This is a genomic window from Enterobacter cloacae complex sp. 382A5, from assembly GCF_050031095.1.
In the GTDB taxonomy this organism is placed as follows: Bacteria; Pseudomonadota; Gammaproteobacteria; order Enterobacterales; family Enterobacteriaceae; genus Enterobacter; species Enterobacter cloacae.
Genome location: NZ_JBLGVK010000001.1, coordinates 2387180 through 2408295 on the forward strand (window position 1 = coordinate 2387180; position 21116 = coordinate 2408295).

18 protein-coding genes are annotated in these 21116 nt (G+C 54.9%); 12 read left to right on the forward strand and 6 right to left on the reverse strand.

All coding sequences use genetic code 11. The features are described from left to right. Positions 1 to 83 precede the first annotated feature (83 nt). From ACQG2G_RS11300 to ACQG2G_RS11330, 7 genes are all read left to right on the forward strand, one after another. Positions 84 to 659, forward strand: a complete 576-nt coding sequence (locus tag ACQG2G_RS11300; protein WP_040022636.1) for a TetR family transcriptional regulator — start codon at positions 84 to 86, stop codon at positions 657 to 659. Positions 660 to 866: 207 nt separating this feature from the next. Continuing rightward, positions 867 to 2252 carry a NarK family nitrate/nitrite MFS transporter gene (locus tag ACQG2G_RS11305; protein WP_029883341.1) on the forward strand — a complete coding sequence of 462 codons (1386 nt, stop codon included), beginning with the start codon at positions 867 to 869 and terminating at the stop codon, positions 2250 to 2252. 67 nt (positions 2253 to 2319) lie between these two features. Then, a complete protein-coding gene (locus tag ACQG2G_RS11310; protein ID WP_062856989.1) occupies positions 2320 to 6060 on the forward strand; it encodes a nitrate reductase subunit alpha in 3741 nt (1246 codons plus the stop codon). Next, positions 6057 to 7601 (forward strand): nitrate reductase subunit beta, encoded by a 1545-nt coding sequence (gene narH / locus ACQG2G_RS11315; RefSeq protein ID WP_061771430.1) that lies wholly within the window; start codon positions 6057 to 6059, stop codon positions 7599 to 7601. The genes ACQG2G_RS11310 and narH overlap by 4 nt, the downstream gene beginning before the upstream one ends. Beyond that, complete coding sequence (narW, locus tag ACQG2G_RS11320; RefSeq protein ID WP_013096513.1) at positions 7601 to 8296, forward strand: nitrate reductase molybdenum cofactor assembly chaperone; 696 nt, start codon at positions 7601 to 7603, stop codon at positions 8294 to 8296. The genes narH and narW overlap by 1 nt, the downstream gene beginning before the upstream one ends. Continuing rightward, a complete protein-coding gene (gene narI / locus ACQG2G_RS11325; RefSeq protein WP_014883923.1) occupies positions 8293 to 8973 on the forward strand; it encodes a respiratory nitrate reductase subunit gamma in 681 nt (226 codons plus the stop codon). The genes narW and narI overlap by 4 nt, the downstream gene beginning before the upstream one ends. 597 nt (positions 8974 to 9570) lie before the next feature. Beyond that, a complete protein-coding gene (locus tag ACQG2G_RS11330; protein ID WP_061771429.1) occupies positions 9571 to 10284 on the forward strand; it encodes an isochorismatase family protein in 714 nt (237 codons plus the stop codon). 115 nt (positions 10285 to 10399) lie between these two features. On the opposite strand, the gene nhoA is transcribed toward ACQG2G_RS11330, so the two are convergent. After that, positions 10400 to 11236, reverse strand: coding sequence for an N-hydroxyarylamine O-acetyltransferase (gene nhoA, locus ACQG2G_RS11335; protein WP_248766520.1), 837 nt, complete (start codon positions 11234 to 11236; stop codon positions 10400 to 10402). A gap of 108 nt (positions 11237 to 11344) precedes the next feature. Between nhoA and ACQG2G_RS11340 the strand changes: the two genes are divergently transcribed. The 3 genes from ACQG2G_RS11340 (at position 11345) to ACQG2G_RS11350 (ending at position 12830) form a co-directional block, all read left to right on the forward strand. Further along, positions 11345 to 11917 carry a flavin reductase family protein gene (locus tag ACQG2G_RS11340; RefSeq protein WP_058684719.1) on the forward strand — a complete coding sequence of 191 codons (573 nt, stop codon included), beginning with the start codon at positions 11345 to 11347 and terminating at the stop codon, positions 11915 to 11917. 125 nt (positions 11918 to 12042) lie between these two features. Beyond that, on the forward strand, positions 12043 to 12405 hold the full coding sequence (locus ACQG2G_RS11345; protein ID WP_061771428.1) for a hypothetical protein: 363 nt from the start codon (positions 12043 to 12045) through the stop codon (positions 12403 to 12405). Next, positions 12405 to 12830, forward strand: coding sequence for a DUF3828 domain-containing protein (locus tag ACQG2G_RS11350; RefSeq protein WP_061771427.1), 426 nt, complete (start codon positions 12405 to 12407; stop codon positions 12828 to 12830). Before ACQG2G_RS11345 ends, ACQG2G_RS11350 begins: the two co-directional genes overlap by 1 nt. A gap of 88 nt (positions 12831 to 12918) precedes the next feature. On the opposite strand, the gene fusA is transcribed toward ACQG2G_RS11350, so the two are convergent. Then, complete coding sequence (fusA, locus tag ACQG2G_RS11355; protein ID WP_061771426.1) at positions 12919 to 15021, reverse strand: elongation factor G; 2103 nt, start codon at positions 15019 to 15021, stop codon at positions 12919 to 12921. A gap of 161 nt (positions 15022 to 15182) precedes the next feature. Here fusA and ACQG2G_RS11360 point away from each other — a divergent pair, with 161 nt between their 5' ends. Then, entirely contained in the window at positions 15183 to 15482 is a 300-nt protein-coding gene (locus ACQG2G_RS11360) for an ArsR/SmtB family transcription factor (RefSeq protein ID WP_020684783.1), read from the forward strand. A 31-nt stretch (positions 15483 to 15513) separates the two neighbouring features. Here the strand turns inward: ACQG2G_RS11360 and ACQG2G_RS11365 are convergent, their stop codons facing one another. Both ACQG2G_RS11365 and ACQG2G_RS11370 read right to left on the reverse strand, forming a co-directional pair. Continuing rightward, positions 15514 to 16146: a DNA-binding protein gene (locus tag ACQG2G_RS11365; RefSeq protein WP_061771425.1), complete on the reverse strand. Its 633-nt coding sequence runs from the start codon at positions 16144 to 16146 to the stop codon at positions 15514 to 15516. A gap of 121 nt (positions 16147 to 16267) precedes the next feature. Continuing rightward, entirely contained in the window at positions 16268 to 17596 is a 1329-nt protein-coding gene (locus ACQG2G_RS11370; protein WP_048972818.1) for a 2-hydroxycarboxylate transporter family protein, read from the reverse strand. A gap of 377 nt (positions 17597 to 17973) precedes the next feature. Between ACQG2G_RS11370 and ACQG2G_RS11375 the strand changes: the two genes are divergently transcribed. Next, entirely contained in the window at positions 17974 to 19659 is a 1686-nt protein-coding gene (locus tag ACQG2G_RS11375) for an NAD-dependent malic enzyme (protein WP_061771424.1), read from the forward strand. A gap of 37 nt (positions 19660 to 19696) precedes the next feature. On the opposite strand, the gene ACQG2G_RS11380 is transcribed toward ACQG2G_RS11375, so the two are convergent. Then, complete coding sequence (locus ACQG2G_RS11380) at positions 19697 to 20698, reverse strand: Kdo(2)-lipid IV(A) acyltransferase (RefSeq protein ID WP_061771423.1); 1002 nt, start codon at positions 20696 to 20698, stop codon at positions 19697 to 19699. A 177-nt stretch (positions 20699 to 20875) separates the two neighbouring features. Beyond that, positions 20876 to 21106 (reverse strand): tautomerase PptA, encoded by a 231-nt coding sequence (gene pptA, locus ACQG2G_RS11385; RefSeq protein WP_013096502.1) that lies wholly within the window; start codon positions 21104 to 21106, stop codon positions 20876 to 20878. Positions 21107 to 21116: the final 10 nt, after the last annotated feature.

A 21116-nucleotide genomic window follows, 5' to 3' on the forward strand; every position in this document is an offset into this window, starting at 1 on the left:
CCAGGATGCGATCCTACGGAATGTTGAACACTTGTCCAGCTCTTTGTTACACTCGTTTCATTGCTATTTAAGAGTGAGAGAAAATGGGTTATCTGACCAGGGATGAAAGACGGGAAGAGATCTTACAGGCCGCCATGCGCGTGGCGCTGGCCGAGGGATTTTCCGCCATGACGGTGCGCCGCATCGCGTCCGAAGCCGGAGTCGCAACCGGGCAAGTGCATCACCATTTCACCTCCGGCGGTGAGTTAAAATCGCTGGCCTTCATCCGGCTGATCCGCGAACTGCTGGATGCGGATGTGGTCGGGGAACACGCCAGCTGGCGGGCACGTTTACATGCCATGCTCGGCAGCGATGACGGCAGGTTTGAACCCTACATTCGCCTCTGGCGAGAAGCGCAAATCCTCGCAACCCGCGACGCAGAGATCAAGGGCGCGTATGTGCTGACAATGGAGATGTGGCATCAGGAAACGGTTGCCCTTATTGAAGCTGGCAGGGATGCAGGCGTATTCCGTTCCGGTGACCCGGCAGCAAGTATTGCCTGGCGTTTAATTGGCCTGGTGTGTGGCCTTGACGGCATATATCTATTAAACATGCCTGAAATGGATGACGCTGCGTTTAATAATCATCTTGATAAATTAATTTCTCTGGAGTTGTTTTAATACTCCCTTCTGAGTAATTAAATCCCACCGTTACAATTAGTAACACATTAGGCGAACCCCTATTTCATTTCCAAACTCTGGGGTTCGCTTTTTTATCTATCCTTTCAGATGTATCTCAATACTTCCAATAACCACAATACCAGACCTTCACATATCTAGCTGTTTTTACTTATTTTTTATCTTCATTTGGGTAAGCAAGAGGGCGATATGTCACAACAAAGTGAGAAAAGTCATCACCATCTTTTAAGTAACTGGAAACCGGAAAATCCGCAATTCTGGGAGAATAAAGGCAAACATATCGCGCGAAGAAACCTATGGATTTCTGTGGCTTGCCTGCTATTGGCCTTTTGCGTCTGGATGTTATTTAGTGCCATTGCGGTTAACCTCAATAAAGTCGGATTTAATTTCACTACCGATCAGCTTTTTATGCTAACGGCATTACCTTCTCTCTCCGGCGCAATATTGCGTGTCCCCTACTCTTTTATGGTGCCGATATTTGGCGGACGTAACTGGACAGTATTGAGCACCGTGATCCTGATTATCCCCTGCGTCTGGCTGGGGATTGCCATTCAGAACACCGCGACGCCTTACTGGGTCTTTATCGTCATTGCCCTGCTCTGCGGATTTGCGGGCGCTAACTTTGCCTCCAGCATGGGGAATATCAGCTTTTTCTTCCCGAAATCCAGACAGGGTAGCGCACTGGGAATCAACGGCGGGCTGGGAAACCTGGGCGTCAGCGTAATGCAGTTGATTGCGCCACTGGTCATTTTTCTGCCGATGTTCACCTTTCTGGGGGTAAACGGTGTGCCTCTGGAGGACGGATCCACCATGTGGCTGGCGAATGCCGCCTGGATCTGGGCCCCGCTTCTGCTGCTGGCCACCATTGCGGCGTTTATTGGCATGAACGATATCGCCAGCTCAAAAGCCTCTATCGCCAGCCAGCTTCCGGTACTTAAGCGGTTTCATCTCTGGCTGCTGAGCCTGCTCTATCTGGCGACCTTCGGCTCGTTTATCGGTTTCTCGGCAGGCTTTGCCATGCTGTCGAAAACCCAGTTTCCGGACGTTAACATTCTTCACCTTGCCTTCTTTGGCCCCCTGATTGGTGCGCTGGCGCGTTCAGCGGGCGGGATGATCTCCGACAGGCTGGGCGGCGTGCGCGTCACGCTCATCAACTTTGTCTTTATGGCCATCTTTAGCGCCCTGATCTTCCTGACCCTGCCCGGCTCGGGCTCCGGCAGCTTTGTCGCGTTTTATCTGGTCTTTATGGGGCTGTTCCTCACCGCCGGGCTGGGCAGCGGCTCAACCTTCCAGATGATTGCGATTATCTTTCGCCAAATCACCATCGACCGGGTGAGAAAGCAAGGTGGCACGGATGAACAGGCGCAGCATGAAGCCGTGACGGACACCGCTGCCGCGCTGGGCTTTATCTCTGCCATTGGCGCAGTAGGCGGATTTTTTATCCCTAAAGCCTTCGGCACCTCGCTGGCAATGACCGGATCGCCGGTCGGCGCCATGAAAGTCTTCCTCGTGTTTTACATCGTCTGCGTGCTCGTCACCTGGCTGGTGTACGGCCGTAAATCCTCACAAAAATAATAACTACATCTTCGCCGGAGCGTGATGCAGCACCCTTCGGCCATGCTATCGAAGCAGGAGAAATGTCATGAGCAAACTGCTGGACCGCTTTCGTTACTTCAAAACAAAAGGCGACAGTTTCGCCGATGGGCACGGGCAGGTGTATCACACCAACCGGGACTGGGAAGACAGCTACCGCCAGCGCTGGCAGTTCGACAAGATTGTGCGCTCTACCCACGGCGTGAACTGTACCGGCTCCTGCAGCTGGAAGATTTATGTCAAAAACGGACTGGTGACCTGGGAAACCCAGCAGACCGATTACCCCCGCACTCGCCCGGACCTGCCTAACCATGAGCCACGCGGTTGCCCACGCGGCGCAAGCTACTCCTGGTACCTCTACAGCGCCAACCGCCTCAAATATCCACTGGTGCGCCGCAGGCTGATTGAACTCTGGCGCGAGGCGCTGGCGCAGCACAGCGACCCGGTACTCGCCTGGGATGCCATTCAAAACGATCCGCAAAAAGCGCAGAGCTACCGACAGGCACGCGGTAAAGGCGGGTTTATCCGCTCGAACTGGAAAGAGTTGAACCAGCTGATTGCCGCCGCCAACGTCTGGACCATCAAAAATTATGGCCCGGACCGCGTGGCCGGTTTCTCGCCTATTCCGGCGATGTCGATGGTCTCTTACGCTGCCGGTACGCGCTATCTCTCTCTGCTCGGCGGTACCTGCCTGAGTTTCTATGACTGGTATTGCGACCTGCCTCCCGCCTCGCCCATGACCTGGGGCGAGCAGACCGACGTGCCGGAGTCCGCCGACTGGTACAACTCCAGCTATATCATCGCCTGGGGCTCTAACGTTCCCCAGACGCGCACCCCCGACGCCCATTTCTTTACCGAGGTTCGTTATAAAGGGACCAAAACCGTTGCCATCACGCCGGACTTCTCAGAAGTTGCCAAACTGAGCGACCAGTGGCTCGCCCCCAAACAGGGGACCGACAGCGCGCTGGCGATGGCCATGGGACATGTGATCCTCAAAGAGTTCCACCTCGATAACCCAAGCGACTACTTCCTCAACTACTGCCGCCGCTACACTGACATGCCGATGCTGGTTCTGCTGGATGAGCAGGCCGATGGTCGTCTGGTGCCGGGACGCATGCTGCGGGCGTCCGACCTTGTGGACGGGCTGGGCGAAGCCAACAATCCGGAGTGGAAAACCGTCGCCTTTGATATTGCCGGTAATCTGGTGGTTCCTAACGGTTCCATTGGCTTCCGCTGGGGCGAAAAAGGCAAATGGAACCTGGAATCGCTGGCTGCGGGTCAGGAAACGGAGTTGACCCTTTCCCTGCTGATCACCCACGACAGCGTGGCGGATGTCGCCTTCCCCTACTTTGGTGGCAATGAGAATCCGCATTTTCGCAGCGTGAAACAGGAGCCAGTGTTGACCCGCCGCGTGCCGAGTAAAACCCTGACGCTTGCCGACGGCAGCCAGAAACATGTGGTCAGCGTATACGATCTGGTGCTCGCCAACTACGGTCTCGATCGTGGTCTGGAAGACAGTAACGCGGCTGAAAATTATGGTGAGATCAAAGCGTATACACCGGCCTGGGGCGAACAGATCACCGGTGTCCCCGCGTATCTGATTGAAAAAATTGCCCGTGAGTTTGCCGACACGGCGCACAAAACGCATGGACGCTCGATGATCATTCTCGGTGCCGGGGTAAACCACTGGTACCACATGGACATGAACTACCGGGGCATGATCAATATGCTGGTCTTCTGCGGCTGCGTAGGCCAAAGCGGCGGTGGCTGGTCGCACTACGTGGGCCAGGAGAAGCTGCGTCCGCAAACCGGCTGGCTGCCGCTGGCCTTCGCGCTGGACTGGAACCGCCCGCCGCGCCAGATGAACAGCACCTCGTTCTTTTACAACCACGCCAGCCAGTGGCGCTATGAGAAGCTGACGGCGCAGGAGCTGCTTTCTCCGCTGGCGGATGCATCCCGATTCACCGGTCACCTGATCGACTTCAACGTCCGCGCCGAGCGTATGGGCTGGCTGCCGTCGGCGCCGCAGCTCAACCTCAACCCACTGCACATCAAAGCCCGCGCTGAGGCAGCAGGCCTGTCGCCGCAGGAGTACACCGTTCAGGCGTTGAAATCGGGTGATATCCGCTTCGCCTGCGAGCAGCCCGACAGCGGTAAAAACCACCCGCGCAATCTGTTTGTCTGGCGCTCGAACCTGCTTGGCTCCTCCGGCAAAGGCCACGAGTACATGCTCAAGTATTTGCTCGGCACCGAAAGCGGGATCCAGGGAGAAGATTTAGGCTCGACCGATGACGTGAAGCCTGAAGAGGTCGACTGGCAGACTAACGCCATTGAGGGCAAACTCGACCTGCTGGTAACGCTCGATTTCCGTATGTCCAGCACCTGCCTGTTCTCTGACATCGTCCTGCCCACCGCCACCTGGTATGAAAAGGACGACATGAACACCTCCGACATGCATCCGTTTATTCATCCGCTGTCTGCCGCCGTCGACCCGGCGTGGGAATCGCGCAGCGACTGGGAGATTTACAAAGGCATCGCCAAAGTTTTCTCTGACGTGTGCGTCGGCCATCTCGGTACGGAAACGGACGTCGTGTTGCAGCCTCTGCAGCACGACTCCCCGGCGGAACTGTCCCAGCCGTTTGATATTCAGGACTGGCGCAAAGGCGAATGCGATTTGATCCCCGGCAAAACCGCGCCGAACATTGCGGTCGTCGAGCGTAACTACCCGGAAACCTGGGAGCGCTTTACCTCCCTCGGCCCCTTGCTGGACAAGCTCGGCAACGGCGGGAAAGGGATCTCGTGGAACACGCAAAACGAGGTCGAGTTCCTCGGCAAGCTGAACTACGTCAAGCTCGACGGTCCGGCGAAAGGCCGTCCGCGTATCGAGACGGCCATTGATGCCGCCGAAGTGATCCTCGCGCTGGCACCGGAAACCAACGGTCAGGTGGCAGTGAAGGCGTGGGAGGCGCTGGGCGAACTGACCGGACGCGACCACACCCACCTGGCGCTGAATAAAGAAGATGAAAAAATCCGCTTCCGCGATATTCAGGCGCAGCCGCGTAAAATCATCTCCAGCCCAACCTGGTCCGGTCTGGAAAGCGAGCATGTCTCCTACAACGCGGGTTATACCAACGTTCACGAGCTGATCCCGTGGCGCACCCTCTCCGGCCGTCAGCAGCTGTATCAGGATCACCCGTGGATGCGCGCCTTCGGCGAAAGTCTGGTGGCTTACCGTCCGCCGATTGATACCCGCAGCGTCAGCCATATGCGCGAGATCCCGCCGAACGGCTTCCCGGAAAAAGCGCTCAACTTCCTGACGCCGCACCAGAAATGGGGCATCCACTCTACCTACAGTGAAAACCTGCTGATGCAGACCCTGTCGCGCGGCGGGCCGATTGTCTGGATCAGTGAAACCGACGCGCGTGAGCTGGGCATTGAGGACAACGACTGGATTGAAGCCTTCAACGCCAACGGCGCCCTCACCGCCCGCGCGGTGGTGAGCCAGCGCGTGCCGCCGGGTATGACCATGATGTACCACGCCCAGGAGCGCATTCTTAACATTCCCGGTTCAGAGGTGACGGGACGCCGGGGCGGTATTCATAACTCAGTGACCCGCGTCTGCCCGAAACCGACGCACATGATTGGCGGTTACGCCCAGTTGGCATACAGCTTCAACTATTACGGCACCGTTGGCTCCAACCGCGACGAATTCATCATGATCCGCAAAATGAAAAACATTAACTGGCTGGATGGCGAAGGTCGGGATCAGGTACAGGAGACGAAAAAATGAAAATACGTTCACAGGTTGGCATGGTACTGAATCTCGATAAATGCATTGGCTGCCACACCTGCTCGGTCACCTGCAAAAACGTCTGGACCGGGCGTGAAGGGATGGAATATGCGTGGTTCAACAACGTCGAGACCAAACCGGGGATCGGCTACCCGAAAAACTGGGAAGACCAGGAGGAGTGGCAAGGCGGCTGGATCCGCGGTATTCACGGTAAGCTGACGCCGCGCCTCGGCGGCAAAATGGGGGTACTGTCGAAAATATTTTCTAACCCCGCCCTGCCGCAGATTGACGATTACTATGAGCCTTTCACCTTCGATTATCAGGATCTGCACCGCGCGCCGGAGGGGGATCACCTCCCTACCGCCCGTCCGCGCTCGCTGATTGACGGCAAGCGGATGGACAAAATCGTCTGGGGGCCCAACTGGGAGGAGCTGCTGGGCGGCGAATTCGAAAAACGCGCCCGCGACCGTAACTTCCAGAAGATCCAGAAAGAGATGTACGGCCAGTTTGAAAACACCTTCATGATGTACCTGCCGCGCCTGTGCGAGCACTGCCTGAACCCAAGCTGCGTCGCCACCTGCCCGAGCGGCGCCATTTACAAGCGCGAAGAGGACGGCATTGTGCTGATTGATCAGGACAAATGCCGCGGCTGGCGTCTGTGCATCAGCGGTTGTCCGTACAAAAAGATCTACTTCAACTGGAAGAGCGGCAAGTCAGAAAAATGCATCTTCTGCTACCCGCGCATTGAATCCGGCCAGCCGACCGTCTGCTCGGAAACCTGCGTCGGGCGCATCCGCTATCTCGGCGTGCTGCTGTATGACGCGGACCGTATTGAGGAAGCCGCCAGCACCGAGCATGAAACCGATCTCTACGAGCGCCAGTGCGACGTGTTCCTCAACCCGAACGACCCGGCGGTGATTGAAGAAGCGCTGAAACAGGGCATTCCGCAGAACGTGATTGATGCGGCCCAGCGCTCCCCGGTCTACAAAATGGCGATGGACTGGAAGCTGGCCCTGCCGCTGCACCCCGAATACCGCACCCTGCCGATGGTCTGGTATGTGCCGCCGCTGTCACCGATCCAGTCCTACGCTGACGCAGGCGGTCTGCCGCAGAGCGACGGCGTCCTGCCTGCCGTAGAGAGCCTGCGCATTCCCGTGCAGTATCTGGCCAATATGCTCAGCGCGGGGGATACCGGCCCGGTGCTGCGCGCGCTTAAACGCATGATGGCGATGCGACACTACAAGCGCTCCCAGACGGTAGAAGGCGTCACGGACACCCGTGCGATTGAGGAGGTAGGCCTTACCGTAGAACAGGTTGAAGAGATGTACCGCTATCTGGCCATCGCCAACTATGAGGATCGTTTCGTGATCCCCACCAGCCACCGTGAAATGGCGCGCGATGCCTTCCCGGAACGTAACGGCTGCGGCTTCACCTTTGGTGACGGCTGCCACGGCTCTGACACCAAATTTAACCTCTTCAACAGCAGCCGGATTGATGCCATCAACATCACCGAGGTGCGCGAACATGGGGAGGGAGAGTAATGCAGATCCTCAAAATCATCGCGCTGCTGATTGAGTATCCCGATGAGACCCTGTGGGAAAATCGCGAGGAAGCGCTTTCGCTCATTGAGCAGGACGCACCCATGCTGCTGTCGTTTGCCCGTCAGCACCTGAGCGCCCCGCTGCTGGATAAACAGGCCGAGTGGTGCGAGGTATTTGAGCGTGGCCGCGCGACGTCGCTGCTGCTGTTCGAGCATGTTCACGCTGAATCCCGCGATCGCGGTCAGGCAATGGTCGACCTGATGGGCCAGTATGAGAAAGCCGGGCTACAGCTCGACTGCCGCGAACTGCCGGACTATCTGCCGCTCTATCTGGAGTACCTCAGTATCGTTACGGACGACGAGGCGCGCGAAGGATTGCAGAACGTCGCGCCTATCCTGGCGCTGATTGGCGGGCGTCTGAAGCAGCGCGGCGTGGCCCATTATCAGCTGTTCGATGCCCTGCTGGTGTTGGCCGGAACGCGGCTTTCCAGCGACAGCGTGGCGAAACAGGTGGCCACGGAGAAACGCGATGATACCCGCCAGGCGCTGGATGCCGTCTGGGAAGAGGAACAGGTCAAGTTTATCGAAGACAACGCCACATCGTGCGACAGCTCGCCGATGCAGCACTATCAACGACGCTTTAGCCAGGACGTCGCGCCGCAGTATGTGGACGTCAGCGCCGGAGGCCCAAAATGACACATTACCTGAACGTCTTTTTCTATGACATTTACCCCTACATCTGCGCCACCGTGTTTTTCCTCGGCAGCTGGTTGCGCTACGACTACGGGCAATACACCTGGCGCGCCTCGTCGAGCCAGATGCTCAGCAAACGCGGTATGAACTGGGCCTCTAACCTGTTTCACATTGGGATCCTGGGGATTTTCTTCGGACACCTGTTCGGCATGCTAACCCCGCACTGGATGTATGCCTGGTTTTTACCCGTCGCGGTTAAGCAGCAGTTAGCCATGATTGCAGGGGGGATTTGCGGCGTGCTGACGCTGATTGGCGGTTCCATGCTGCTGATTCGCCGCCTGTTCAACCAGCGGGTGCGCGCCACTTCCACCACGCCGGATATCATCATCATGAGTATCCTGCTGATACAGTGCATTCTGGGGCTATCGACCATTCCTTTCTCCGCCCAGTATCCTGACGGAAGCGAGATGATGAAGCTGGTCGGCTGGGCACAGGGAATTGTGACGTTTAAGGGCGGCTCATCGGAAATGTTGAGTGGCGTTGCCCCCATCTTCCGCGTTCATCTGGTGCTGGGGATGACAATCTTCCTTATCTTCCCGTTCACCCGTCTGGTACACGTGTGGAGCGCACCGTTTGAGTATTTTACCCGTCGGTATCAGGTGGTGAGGTCGCGCCGTTGATTTTGTCGGGTGGCGGCTTCGCCTTACCCGACCTACGTTCAAGCACCTGTCGGCCCGGTAAGGCGTAGCCGCCACCGGGCTTTAATGTCAACTTACTGCCCCTCCGGTTACCAGAGAGAGAATAAATAGCAGCAACAGCACAGCGACGATCAATCCGAATGCAAGTAGCACAGCATGGAACGTTAGCGTTAGCCCTGAGAAAAGAAGTGCCCCGGAGATCCCCCAACGGCTCTCCTTGCACATCCCTCCGATGAACGAAAGCCCCAGAGCCACAACAGCGAGAATAATTCCGGCATTGAGAGAATGAGTGCAATTCCTCCCAGCAACATACCCAATGAACTGAATTTATTTCGCAAAACGATTTCCATATCAACATGCCTTCGAATGATGCCGCCGCGTGGGCTGTAGGCCCGGTAAGGCGTAGCCGCCACCGGGCGATGAAGGCTGAAGCATGCCGCTTTGCAGAAGAAAATTCCACCACGAAATGTCGTCTCATAATGGCCCAAAAGTATCGTTATTGGTTCTTCAGGTGACTCATACTGTGAGCAACTGTGCGGAATAATGGCTCCCGAACACAACACAGAAGGAGTTCGCGTGATGAAACCATTTTTTCGTACAGCATTGCTGATCGGCATGATGAGCACTTTTTCCACTTATGCTAGCGCGCAGGAAACGACCGGCACGAATAGCAAAACCATTCGTGCAATGACAGGCGCAACGGCGACTTCGTCTTTATCCGCCTCACAAACGGCGTTAATCGTGGTGGATATCCAAAACGAATATTACGCAGGTAAAGATTTTCGTGGTCAGATGGTGATCCCTGATGGCGATAAGGTACTGAAGAACAGTCAAAAGCTGGTTAGCTATGCCCATCAAAAGGGGATGCAGGTGTACTTCGTGCGCCATATAGCGCCAAAGGATAGCCCGCTGTTTGCCGAAGGGTCTGTTTATGCCAAGTTCTATCAAGACCTACAGCCTTCTGCACGCGATGCCATTATCACCAAAGCGACCCCGAGCTCTTTTGTTGGCACCGATCTGGATGCGCAATTAAAGAAAAAAGGGATCAAAAAGGTGATAGTCATTGGCCTGATGACGCACATGTGCATTTCCTCTACCGCACGTGACGCTGTTCCGCTGGGCTATAACGTGATTATCCCTGAAGATGCGACAGCAACACGCGATCTGGATGATGGTCAGGGTGGCGTGGTGGACCACAAAGCGCTGCAACGTGCGGCATTAGCCGGTGTTGCCGATGTGTTTGCCGAGATTATGACGACCAAAGACGTTATGGCGCTGCCAGTCACAGAATAAGACCGGACTTGATCCCCGTCGCCAGCCCGGTCTCTATACTGGCTGGCGCACGGAGGCTTAATAACACCTCGCCTTCTCGCCATCGGCGCGAGTTTCGCGGCCGATAGCGAGGAGGCTATTTTCCGTGAGTTTCAAAACCAGCCATCACCGCCGTCAACTCTGCCAGGGAAAAACCGTGCTTCGGATCCTCAACACCCAGCCCGAAGCGCTCCTGCATCAGCTGATACAACGCCGCAGCATCGGGAAGGTGGATCTGCTCCTCCACATGGCCCTTTTGCCAGTGGGTAAAGTTGAAGTTGGTCAGCGTCAGTTTGCCGCCGTCAGGCAGATGGCGACACATCAGCAGATGATGGCGGAAATGGGACTGCGGCCAGTGCGCCGACCAGAAATTCCCCATGACGTAATCGCTGAAATATTGTGTCGTCAGGTCAAAGTGATACATCGACTGCCAGTGCTCATGGTGACGGAATTGTAGTACCCAGTCATTCCCCTCGCTCAGCAGACGATACAGCCCGTGCGGCGTCTCCTGCTCTTCGTTGGCAAGCAGACGAATCGGTGCCGTCAGCGTCTGGCCGCCAAATCCAACGTCGGCAATCCAGCGCTCGCCGTTAAGTTCGATGAGCAACAGGCGATGCGTGCGCGGCGGCATTTGCGGTGGATTCGCTAATACCACACGTCCCAGCACGCTGCGCACCGTAAACCCGACTTCGCGCAACACGCGCTCAAACAAGCCATTTTGTTCAAAGCAATACCCCCCGCGACGCGCCTTAACCAGTTTGTCGACAAGGCTTTGATCGTCGAGCTGTATTTCGCGCGGTAGTACGACATCGATATTCTCAAACGGGATCGCACAGTTGTGATGTAAATGCAGCGCGCGCAAGGTGTCGATATCAACAGTAGCCGGTTGTTTCCAGCCGATGCGGGCGAAATAGGCAGTCAGAAATGGGGACATGCATCAGTTTCCTTTAACAGTGATGTTCTGTTTATAAACTAATTTTACGTGTCCACTTTGATTTCCGTGCTTTTTCGCCATACTCATCGTTATTAATGAGGAGACCCTATGAGCCACTTTCGTCCTGTTGAATTACGTCATGCCAGCCGTCTTTTAAACCATGGCCCCACCGTGCTTATCACCAGTCGGGATGAAACCCTGGACAGGCGTAACGTTATGGCTGCTGCGTGGTCGATGCCGGTTGAGTTTGAACCACCGCGTATCGCCATTGTGGTGGATAAAAGCACCTGGTCGCGTGAACTGATTGAACGCAGCGGGCAATTTGGCATCGTCATTCCCGGCGTGTCCGCCGCCAACTGGACCTACGCAGTAGGTAGCGTTAGCGGGCGCGACGAAGACAAGTTCAACTGCTACGGCATCCCGGTGGTGAACGGTCCGGCACTCGGTCTGCCCGTCATTGAAGAGAAATGTCTGGCGTGGATGGAGTGCCGGTTATTACCCGTTACATCCGCGGCAGAAAAGTACGATACGCTGTTCGGGGAAGTGGTTTCAGCCGCCGCCGATGAACGCGCGTTTGTAGCTGGACGCTGGCAGTTTGACGGGGATAAGCTGAATACCCTGCACCATCTGGGAGCCGGGACGTTTGTGGCGAGTGGGAAAATGGTGAAGGCGCTGGATTGATATTTTTAATTGTATCCCACTGAGTTATATAAAACTTCTATGGCATTTTATGTTTACCATAACGATGTAAAACAGAGGATATTTCCGGACTGTTGCATTAGCAATCTCTCATTAAGGAAATATCAATGTCATGGAATAAAGATGGTGCAATCTCGTATGCCAAATCTCATGCCCAACCTCGGAGCACAGGTTATTGCGCTCACTACGTCACAAAAGCAATCAGAGTGGGAGGAAGATTAAAAATCCCCAATACGCGTCTTGCAAAAGATATGGGGCTGACATTAGTCAACGCTGGCTTCCGCCTGGTATATGATCAACCGCATGCAGGTGACGTAGCCGTTATTCAAAATATTGTGGGTCACGATAGTGGCCACGTTTGTATATACGATGGGCAACAGTGGATTAGCGATTTTGTACAACGTACCATGTACCCAGGACAGGCATACCGCAACATACAGCCACATTATGAATTATTCAGGCATGACTAATGAAAAGACGCTTCTTTTTACTTTTCGCCCTGTCACCGTTCGGAGTCGCTGATAGCAGTGATGCACCGGCAGTGGCAGCTCTTACATTTAATCAATGGTATATCGCGCAGTTGAATCAGGACAAACCGCCAGTCCTCAATCCAGACATCATGAATGATTACGTTACCTCTGAGACCGTTGCAGCAATTAAAGCAATGTACTCAGGCGACAGTAACGAAAAAGATATGCCTGACGCGGATATGTTCATCAAATCTCAGGACTGGAATGAGGACTGGGATCAGATAACAGTCTTGCATTCAGATTTTGATGCCGTATGCACAAATGTCTATCTCGCATTTGGTAAAACGCAAGATCATGTTGTCGCAGATTGTCTCGTCCAGGAAAAAGGAAAATGGAAAGTTCGATCGGCTACACTGATTAAGTAAAACGATGAAAGAAAAGAAGGGCTTTTTGTATAACTCAGTGGCAGGCTCAAAAACACATGGTAGCCCAACGACTACCATGTGTAATTAATTAACTCTTCGCACGCCGGGCAATAATCTCATCCGCCACATTGCGCGGTGCTTCCGCAAAATGGTGGAACTCCATCGTGTAGGTCGCGCGCCCTTGCGACATCGAGCGCAGCGTGGTGGCGTATCCAAACATCTCTGCCAGCGGCACGTCAGCGCGGATAATCTGGCTGCCGTACTGCTCTTCCATGCCCTGCACCATGCCACGACGGGATGAGAGATCGCCCATGATATTACCGGCGTACTCGTCCGGCGTTTCCACCTCGACATGCATCACCGGCTCAAGGATCACCGGATCCGCTCTGCGAGCGCCCTCTTTAAACCCGAGGATCGCCGCCATGCGGAACGCCATTTCCGAGGAGTCGACGTCGTGATACGACCCAAAGGTCAGGGTCGCTTTTACATCGACAACCGGATACCCCGCCAGCACGCCGCTGTTCATGGCTTCGCGCAGCCCTTTTTCCACAGAGGGAATATACTCACGCGGCACCACGCCACCCTTCGTGGCATCTTCAAACTTGAAGCCACTACCAGGCTCTAACGGCTCAAGGCTCAGGACCACATGCCCGTACTGCCCTTTACCGCCGGACTGCCGGACAAATTTGCCTTCGATATCTTTCACCGCTTTGCGCAGCGTCTCGCGGTAGGTCACCTGCGGACGGCCGATGTTCGCCTCGACGCCAAACTCACGCTTCATGCGATCGACAATAATCTCAAGATGTAGCTCACCCATACCGGAGATAATCGTCTGGCCGGACTCTTCATCGGTATGCAGACGGAACGACGGATCTTCCGCCGCCAGGCGTTGCAGGGCAATGCCCATCTTCTCCTGATCGCCCTTGGTTTTTGGCTCGATGGCAAGGGAGATCACCGGGTCCGGGAACTCCATTCGCTCAAGCGTGATGACCGCATTCGGATCGGTGAGCGTGTCCCCGGTGGTCACATCCTTCAGACCCACACAGGCCGCAATATCACCGGCGCGCAGCTCATCCACCTCGTGACGATCGTTGGCATGCATCAGCACGATGCGTCCGATACGCTCTTTCTTGCCCTTCACCGGGTTATACACCGCGTCGCCTTTTCTCAACACGCCAGAGTAAACGCGAATAAAGGTCAACTGCCCGACGTACGGATCGCTCATCAGTTTGAACGCCAGCGCAGAAAACGGTTCTTCATCACTTGGATGGCGCTCCGCATGCTGCCCTTTTTCGTCCACACCGTCGATGGCCGGTACATCCAGCGGGGATGGCATCAACTCAATCACCGCATCGAGCATGCGCTGTACCCCTTTGTTTTTAAAGGCACTGCCGCACAGCATCGGCTGGATTTCACCGGAGATGGTCCGAATACGCAGCCCTTTGATGATCTCAGCCTCATCAAGGTCGCCCGTCTCCAGATATTTATCCATCAGCGCGTCGCTGGCTTCTGCTGCCGCAGAGACCATTTTTTCCCGCCACTCCTGCGCGGTGCTCAGCAATTCGTCCGGTACCGGCGCATAGTTAAACACCATGCCCTGTGTGGCATCATCCCACACAATGGTACGCATCTTGATGAGATCCACCACGCCGGTGAAATGCTCTTCCGCGCCCACAGGGATCACAATAGGCACCGGATTCGCCTTCAGGCGTTCCTGCATCATCCGTACGACGCGGAAGAAATCGGCACCCGGACGGTCCATTTTGTTGACGAACGCCAGGCGCGGCACATGATACTTATTCGCCTGACGCCAGACGGTCTCTGACTGTGGCTGCACGCCACCCACGGAGTCGTACACCATGACGGCACCGTCCAGCACGCGCATGGAACGTTCCACCTCAATGGTGAAATCCACGTGCCCCGGGGTGTCGATGATATTGATCCGGTGCGGTTCAAACCCTCTGTCCATACCCGGCCAGAAGCAGCTGACGGCCGCGGAGGTAATGGTGATCCCGCGCTCTTGCTCCTGCGCCATCCAGTCGGTTGTTGCCGCGCCATCGTGTACTTCACCCAGCTTGTGGCTCATCCCGGTGTAAAACAGGATGCGTTCGGTGGTTGTCGTTTTACCGGCATCGATATGCGCGGAAATACCGATGTTGCGATAACGTTCGAGAGGGATGGGTCGGGGCATAATATTTCCTTAAGTCTGTAAGACTGAGTTGTGACGACCGGGATGGTCGCCTGTGTGTTCGTTTGCTATAATAGTCCTATTGTACGAGTATTATCGAACTATTTTTTCACGGTTGACCTATTGTTGATATAGCTCAATCTGAACGTTGACGCAGGAAAACGATGATCCCAAACCACCCCGAACCTGAACAAATACTGCTGGAAAATGTGCTGTTTGCTCTCGGCAACCCGCTCCGGCTATCGATTATCCGCAGGCTGGCCGATGGCAGTGAACTGAGCTGCAACGCGCTGCGCCCGGAAGACGTGGTGAAGTCCACTATGACCCATCACTGGCGCGTGTTGCGCGACAGCGGGGTCATCTGGCAGCGCCCGCAGGGGCGAGAGAATATGATTTCACTGCGAAGAGACGATCTGGATGCCCGTTTTCCTGGGCTGATGGCGATATTGCTGCGGGCTGAATAGCCCTGCGGTTACGTTAATATTCGTGGCAACGCTACGCTTTTTCCTGACGATAGACCGGGATCTGCCGTCGGGTCCTGGTCAGCGTATCAAAGACCTCGGTCCCGGAGGTGGTTATTCTCATCCCCGTTTTGCGCAACCGTTGCACATCGGCCGCGATGCGCTGAATGCCGAACCAGAAAAGCCCGTCGAGTGCGGTTACCGCGAGCCCGTTTTCCAGCGCTAACTTTAATCGCTCACGGGGCGCTTTCACCTGCTGGGCGATTTGCCGGTACGGCACTTCGCTCCCCCCTTCGCTATCACTGCGCTGGATACGCGTTTTCAGGTGGTAGTTAAATTCATCGGGGATCCCGTCCAGATTCATTTTCAGGCTATAAACACAGCCGAAGCGCTTGCCGTTAAAAAGCACATTTTTTTGGCTGAGTTGAAGCTCTTTTCTGAGGCCGTCAATTAACTGCGGGGCGCGGGTGAGGAGTAACCGGAAAGGAAGCTCGAAGCTGGTGACGTAATCCACATTCAGCAGCGCCAGACGCAGGCGTTCTTCTGCACCGGCCTGTTGCACCCGACACTCTTCCAGTACCTCCGCCCACTGGCGCGTCAGACGCTCTGGTTCGGCGGCTTCGGTAAAGAGAAATTTTTCAATCTGGTAATCAACTCTTCCGGTCATCGTGCGGTTTCCCGTCGCTGTGAATGCGGTAATTCTATCCAGCGCAGTGATATTTATAAAGAACTGAACCGCAACGGCGTGCTGAAAATGTCGTTGCGATTCAGTCTTCTGACATCCAGGATCAGTGCGCCATTAACCAGCCCATCAAAAGCGTGGCGAAAATCACCGTCGACGCACCGCCAATGCGGGTCGCAATCTGGGCAAACGGCATCAGCGACATGCGGTTAGACGCGGAAAGAATTGCCACATCTCCTGTCCCGCCCAGCCCGCTATGACAGCAGGTGACAATCGCCGCTTCCACCGGGTACATATTCAGACGCGACGCAATAAAATAGCCGCTCAGCGCCATTGCGATGACGATCGAACCGCACACCACCACGTATCCCACCGAAAAGACCGACACCACGCTCTCGAGCGGCACGTACAGCATGCCGAGACCAATCATCAACGGCCAGACCAGCGCAGCGGAGACAAATTTATAGCAGCTGTGCGCGCCCTGCTCCATGGAGGCCGGGATCACCTTGAAGTATTTGCACAGCACGGCGATGAGGATCATCAATACCGGGCCGGGAATATGCACCAGCTTCTCAAACAGTCCGCCAACGATGAAAAACGCACACACCATCAGCAACCCGCCCCCCATCAGATGGAAATCCGTCTGCTGTACGCTCTGCGCGCTGGCAAACAGGCTTGTGTCATCTTTGCTGCGGGTTAACATGCCATTGCCTGAAAGCGATGGACGTTTTGCCCCGAGGCGCGCCAGCGTACCCGCACAAATAATGGCAAAAATATTCCCCACTACGGCGGCGGGTGCCAGTTGCGCCACGTAGACGTCAGGTGTCTGACCCAGTATCGCCGAATAGGCCAGCGACAACGGTAAAATCCCCTCGCCAATCCCTCCGCCGATAATCGGTACGATGATGAAGAAGAAGGTGTGATACGGCGTATAGCCAAACAGCGAACCAACGAGTAAGCCGGTCAGCACGGCCATCAGGGTACCCACCACCAGCGGAACGAACATGCGGATCATCCCCTGAATCAACAGCACGCGGTTCATCCCCAAAATGCTTCCCACCACCAGACAGGCGATGACGAAATAGAGCAAATTGGCCTCTTTCATCAACAGGTGAACCGTATCCAGGGTGTGTTTCTCGAATACGCCAAAATAGACCAGCACCGAGGGCAGCATCAGGCACAATATTGCCGGGCCACCAATATCTTTCAGCAGCGGGATTTGTCGGCCAATTTTGGCAAAGGCGAAACCGAGCGTCATGATCACCGCGAGTCCACCGATCATGTTTTTCGGCAGCAGCTCCGCCCACGCGGAGGTGGCCACAATGGCCGCGATCCCGACAAACAGCATCAACGGGACCGCGCCAACTTCAGCATTGCTCAACCCAAAAGCAAAACGTGAAGCGACTGGAGACGTGGTTACAGAATTATCTTTCATATAATCACCGGATTAGTAGGTTCGGATATCAATAAACAGGAATAAATCGTAATTGGCCTGTACTTAATAAAGCTTTAATATTTAATCGTATTCAAATTGCCATTTATATAAATGGTTCACCGAGAAATTAGCATGGCGATTTCGCCGGAAATGTGAACAGCACGAGAATTTGTTTTTAAATAACTTAATTCATCTTTTCGTAACTAAAGTTTTTAATCGCTGCGTCGGTGTTTTGAAATTAATTAAACCAGAAAGACTGTGACCGTTATCACTACGCCTATGATCCTTAACCGCTAGATTAGCGCAAAACCAAAGACATAAATAAACCTGCGCCTGCAACTGAACCTTATCCGATTATTGAAATTCAGGAGTCATTCATGTCTCGCAAAGAAGTACTGTATACCCCTTATAGCGGCGCTGTATTACTGGAAAACCCGTTATTAAATAAAGGACTCGCATTTATTAAAGAAGAACGCGATAACTTTAATCTGCACGGTTTGTTGCCACACAACGTTGAAACCATCGAGGAACAAACCGAACGCGCTTGGGTACAATTCTGTCATTTTAAAAGCGATATTTCCCGCCACGTTTATCTGCGTAATATCCAGGATACGAATGAGACGCTGTTTTACAACCTGCTGCGTTCGCACCTGAAAGAGACGTTACCCATTATCTATACCCCCACGGTAGGAGAAGCGTGCGAACACTTCTCGACTATTTATCGCCGCGCGCGTGGGCTGTTTATTTCCTGGCCCAATCGTCACCGTATTGATGAAATGCTGCAAAGCTTCTCACGCAATGATATTCGCGTCATCGTCGTGACCGACGGAGAGCGTATTCTGGGGCTTGGCGATCAGGGAATTGGTGGGATGGGAATACCCATTGGAAAACTCTCGTTATATACCGCCTGTGGTGGGATCCACCCGGCGTCTACCCTGCCGATTATGCTCGATGTCGGTACCAATAATCAGCAGCATCTGGACGATCCCATGTATATGGGCTGGCGTCACCCACGCATCAGCGACGATCAGTACGCCGAGTTTATGGACATGTTTATCAGTACCGTGAAGCAGCGCTGGCCCAATGTATTGCTGCAGTTTGAGGATTTCGCGCAGAAAAACGCCACCAGACTGCTGCAGCGCTACCGCGACCAGCTGTGCTGTTTCAACGACGATATCCAGGGTACCGCCGCCGTGACCGCGGGCACGCTGATTGCTGCCGCCCATGCTGCCGGGACCCGTGTTCGCGATCAGCGCGTGGTCTTCCTGGGGAGCGGATCCGCCGGTTGCGGCATCGCCGAAAAAATCGTGGCGCTGATGATGGATGACGGGCTAACCGAAGCCGAAGCCCGCAGTCGGGTCTTTATGGTCGATCGCTTTGGCCTGCTGACTGACGATATGACCAACCTCCTCGACTTCCAGAAAAACCTGCTCACGGCGCGCGAGGCGATCCGCGACTGGCAGGTTGAGTCGAACAATATTTCGCTGATGGACGTGGTTAAAAACGCGCATCCGACGGTAATGATTGGGGTCTCAGGCCAGCCGGGCCTCTTCAGCGAAGAGATTGTGAAAGAGATGCATCGCCACTGCCCGCGTCCGGTGATTATGCCGCTTTCTAACCCCACATCCCGCGCGGAGGCGCAACCGCAGGACCTCATTGCCTGGACACAGGGCGCCGCGCTCGTCGCCACCGGCAGCCCGTTTGCGCCGGTGTTCTGGCAGGGCGAGCAGTACGATATTGCCCAGTGTAATAACGCCTATGTATTCCCCGGGCTGGGGCTGGGTATTCTGGCCTGCCATGCTCGCCGGGTCACCGAGGAGATGCTGATGGCGGCAAGCCGCAGCCTGGCCGCGCAGTCGCCGCTGGTGACAACCGAAAAAGGTGGATTATTGCCGCCGGTGGATCATATAGAAACGGTGTCACGCCATATCGCGTTTGCCGTCGCCAGAGCGGCCATTGAGCAAGGTGTTGCGCCAGCCATGGAGGATGAGATATTGCTGGCGCGGATTGAAGATACCTGGTGGCAAGCAGATTATGCACCGTACCGCAGGGCTGCGCTGTAGCCGTCAGCCTGCCCTCACGTTACGGTGAGGGCATACTTTAGTGCTGAATGCCTGACTGTTCAGGCATGTCGCCTGTAGATACAGTACTGTTGGAAGTGACCACGCTTTTTTTGCGCGCATATCTGTCCGGCTGGCCTTCAGGACGGGTTTTGAAGCGTCGGTGCAACCACATATATTGCTCCGGCGCCATCAGCACCGCGCGCTCAATCGCCCTGTTCATTTGCGTGGCTACCGACGCTTTATCACCGCCCTGCAGCGTTTCGCCGATATCTTCAAGAATAATCAGTTCGTAACCGCTGCCGTCTGCCTTTCTGCGTGGAACGAACGGGATCACCGCCGGTCTGGCACTCTTCACCAGCATATAACTTCCGGCGGTTGTCGCGGCATCAGGAACCGCAAAGAACGGTACAAAGACGCTGTTGGTTTTACCGTAGTCATGATCCGGGGCGTACCAGAGAATGTCATTCTGCTTCAGGGCGCGGATCATGCCCTTCAGGTCGTAGCGATCCAGCATGGTTTTATTTGAGCGCAGACGGCCGCGCGTCTGCAGCCAGTCCAGCAGCGCATTATTGTTAGGGCGATAAACACCGACACCCGGGTTGAGCATGCCAAAGATCCTCGCCCCCAGCTCAAGCGTGAGAAAATGCATACCGATGAGCACCACGCCGTTTCCACGGGCCCGCGCCTCTTCCATATGTTCATATCCGCTGACGCTGAAACATTTACGCACCCGCCAGTCAGGCCAGAACCAGGCGATCCCGGTTTCGATGACGCCCATGCCAACCGATTCAAAATTACGCTGCAGTAGCTTTTCGCGCTCATCCTTCTTCATGTCGGGAAAACAGAGCTCAAGGTTGCGGCGAGCGATGTCCACACGACGGGGAAGCAAACGCATGGCCAGACGACCAAGCCCGTGTCCGATTCTTAATAAAAGGGAATACGGGAGCTGCACAATGCACCAGAGCGCTGCAATGCCTGTCCAGCTGAGCCAGTAACGAGGATGAAAAAAGGCGAGTGAGAACTGAGGTAATTTTGTCATGAGAAAATTATCCTGTACTGAAGTTAACGCAACTGCTGTGCTTACCAGATGATTTCGTGAAAGTTTTAGAGAGGGAAAGTGTAACGGAAACGTCACAGGATCGTATTATCGATTTTTGCGAAATGTCGGGAGAAACTTAAATGCCGGGTCAACGAGGCCGCTGCCCGGCAAATAAAATTACATCGAATAGCCGGGCTTTTTAATCAACGAATCCAGCTTCGGGCCAATTTCGCTGTCCCAGACCTGCGCTTTCCAGTCTTCAGGATTAACCTGGTTTAACGCCACCGACACTGAACTGTCTTTACTGTTGAAATGACGAATTATCACCTCGGCAATATCAGCCGCCAGCGCGTTTTTTTGTTCGTCGTTTAAATCCCGGGGAAAACATTTGATATCTACATGTGGCATGTGCAGGCTT

Coding starts and splice junctions, on each gene's coding strand:
- narH (WP_061771430.1), top strand. CDS start 6,057: ATGAAAATACGTTCACAGGTTGGCATGGTACTGAATCTCGATAAATGC.
- ACQG2G_RS11340 (WP_058684719.1), top strand. CDS start 11,345: ATGAGCCACTTTCGTCCTGTTGAATTACGTCATGCCAGCCGTCTTTTA.
- ACQG2G_RS11310 (WP_062856989.1), top strand. CDS start 2,320: ATGAGCAAACTGCTGGACCGCTTTCGTTACTTCAAAACAAAAGGCGAC.
- ACQG2G_RS11370 (WP_048972818.1), bottom strand. CDS start 17,596: ATGAAAGATAATTCTGTAACCACGTCTCCAGTCGCTTCACGTTTTGCT.
- nhoA (WP_248766520.1), bottom strand. CDS start 11,236: ATGTCCCCATTTCTGACTGCCTATTTCGCCCGCATCGGCTGGAAACAA.
- ACQG2G_RS11360 (WP_020684783.1), top strand. CDS start 15,183: ATGATCCCAAACCACCCCGAACCTGAACAAATACTGCTGGAAAATGTG.
- ACQG2G_RS11350 (WP_061771427.1), top strand. CDS start 12,405: ATGAAAAGACGCTTCTTTTTACTTTTCGCCCTGTCACCGTTCGGAGTC.
- ACQG2G_RS11375 (WP_061771424.1), top strand. CDS start 17,974: ATGTCTCGCAAAGAAGTACTGTATACCCCTTATAGCGGCGCTGTATTA.
- narW (WP_013096513.1), top strand. CDS start 7,601: ATGCAGATCCTCAAAATCATCGCGCTGCTGATTGAGTATCCCGATGAG.
- ACQG2G_RS11345 (WP_061771428.1), top strand. CDS start 12,043: ATGTCATGGAATAAAGATGGTGCAATCTCGTATGCCAAATCTCATGCC.
- pptA (WP_013096502.1), bottom strand. CDS start 21,106: ATGCCACATGTAGATATCAAATGTTTTCCCCGGGATTTAAACGACGAA.
- fusA (WP_061771426.1), bottom strand. CDS start 15,021: ATGCCCCGACCCATCCCTCTCGAACGTTATCGCAACATCGGTATTTCC.
- ACQG2G_RS11300 (WP_040022636.1), top strand. CDS start 84: ATGGGTTATCTGACCAGGGATGAAAGACGGGAAGAGATCTTACAGGCC.
- ACQG2G_RS11380 (WP_061771423.1), bottom strand. CDS start 20,698: ATGACAAAATTACCTCAGTTCTCACTCGCCTTTTTTCATCCTCGTTAC.
- ACQG2G_RS11365 (WP_061771425.1), bottom strand. CDS start 16,146: ATGACCGGAAGAGTTGATTACCAGATTGAAAAATTTCTCTTTACCGAA.
- ACQG2G_RS11305 (WP_029883341.1), top strand. CDS start 867: ATGTCACAACAAAGTGAGAAAAGTCATCACCATCTTTTAAGTAACTGG.
- narI (WP_014883923.1), top strand. CDS start 8,293: ATGACACATTACCTGAACGTCTTTTTCTATGACATTTACCCCTACATC.
- ACQG2G_RS11330 (WP_061771429.1), top strand. CDS start 9,571: ATGAAACCATTTTTTCGTACAGCATTGCTGATCGGCATGATGAGCACT.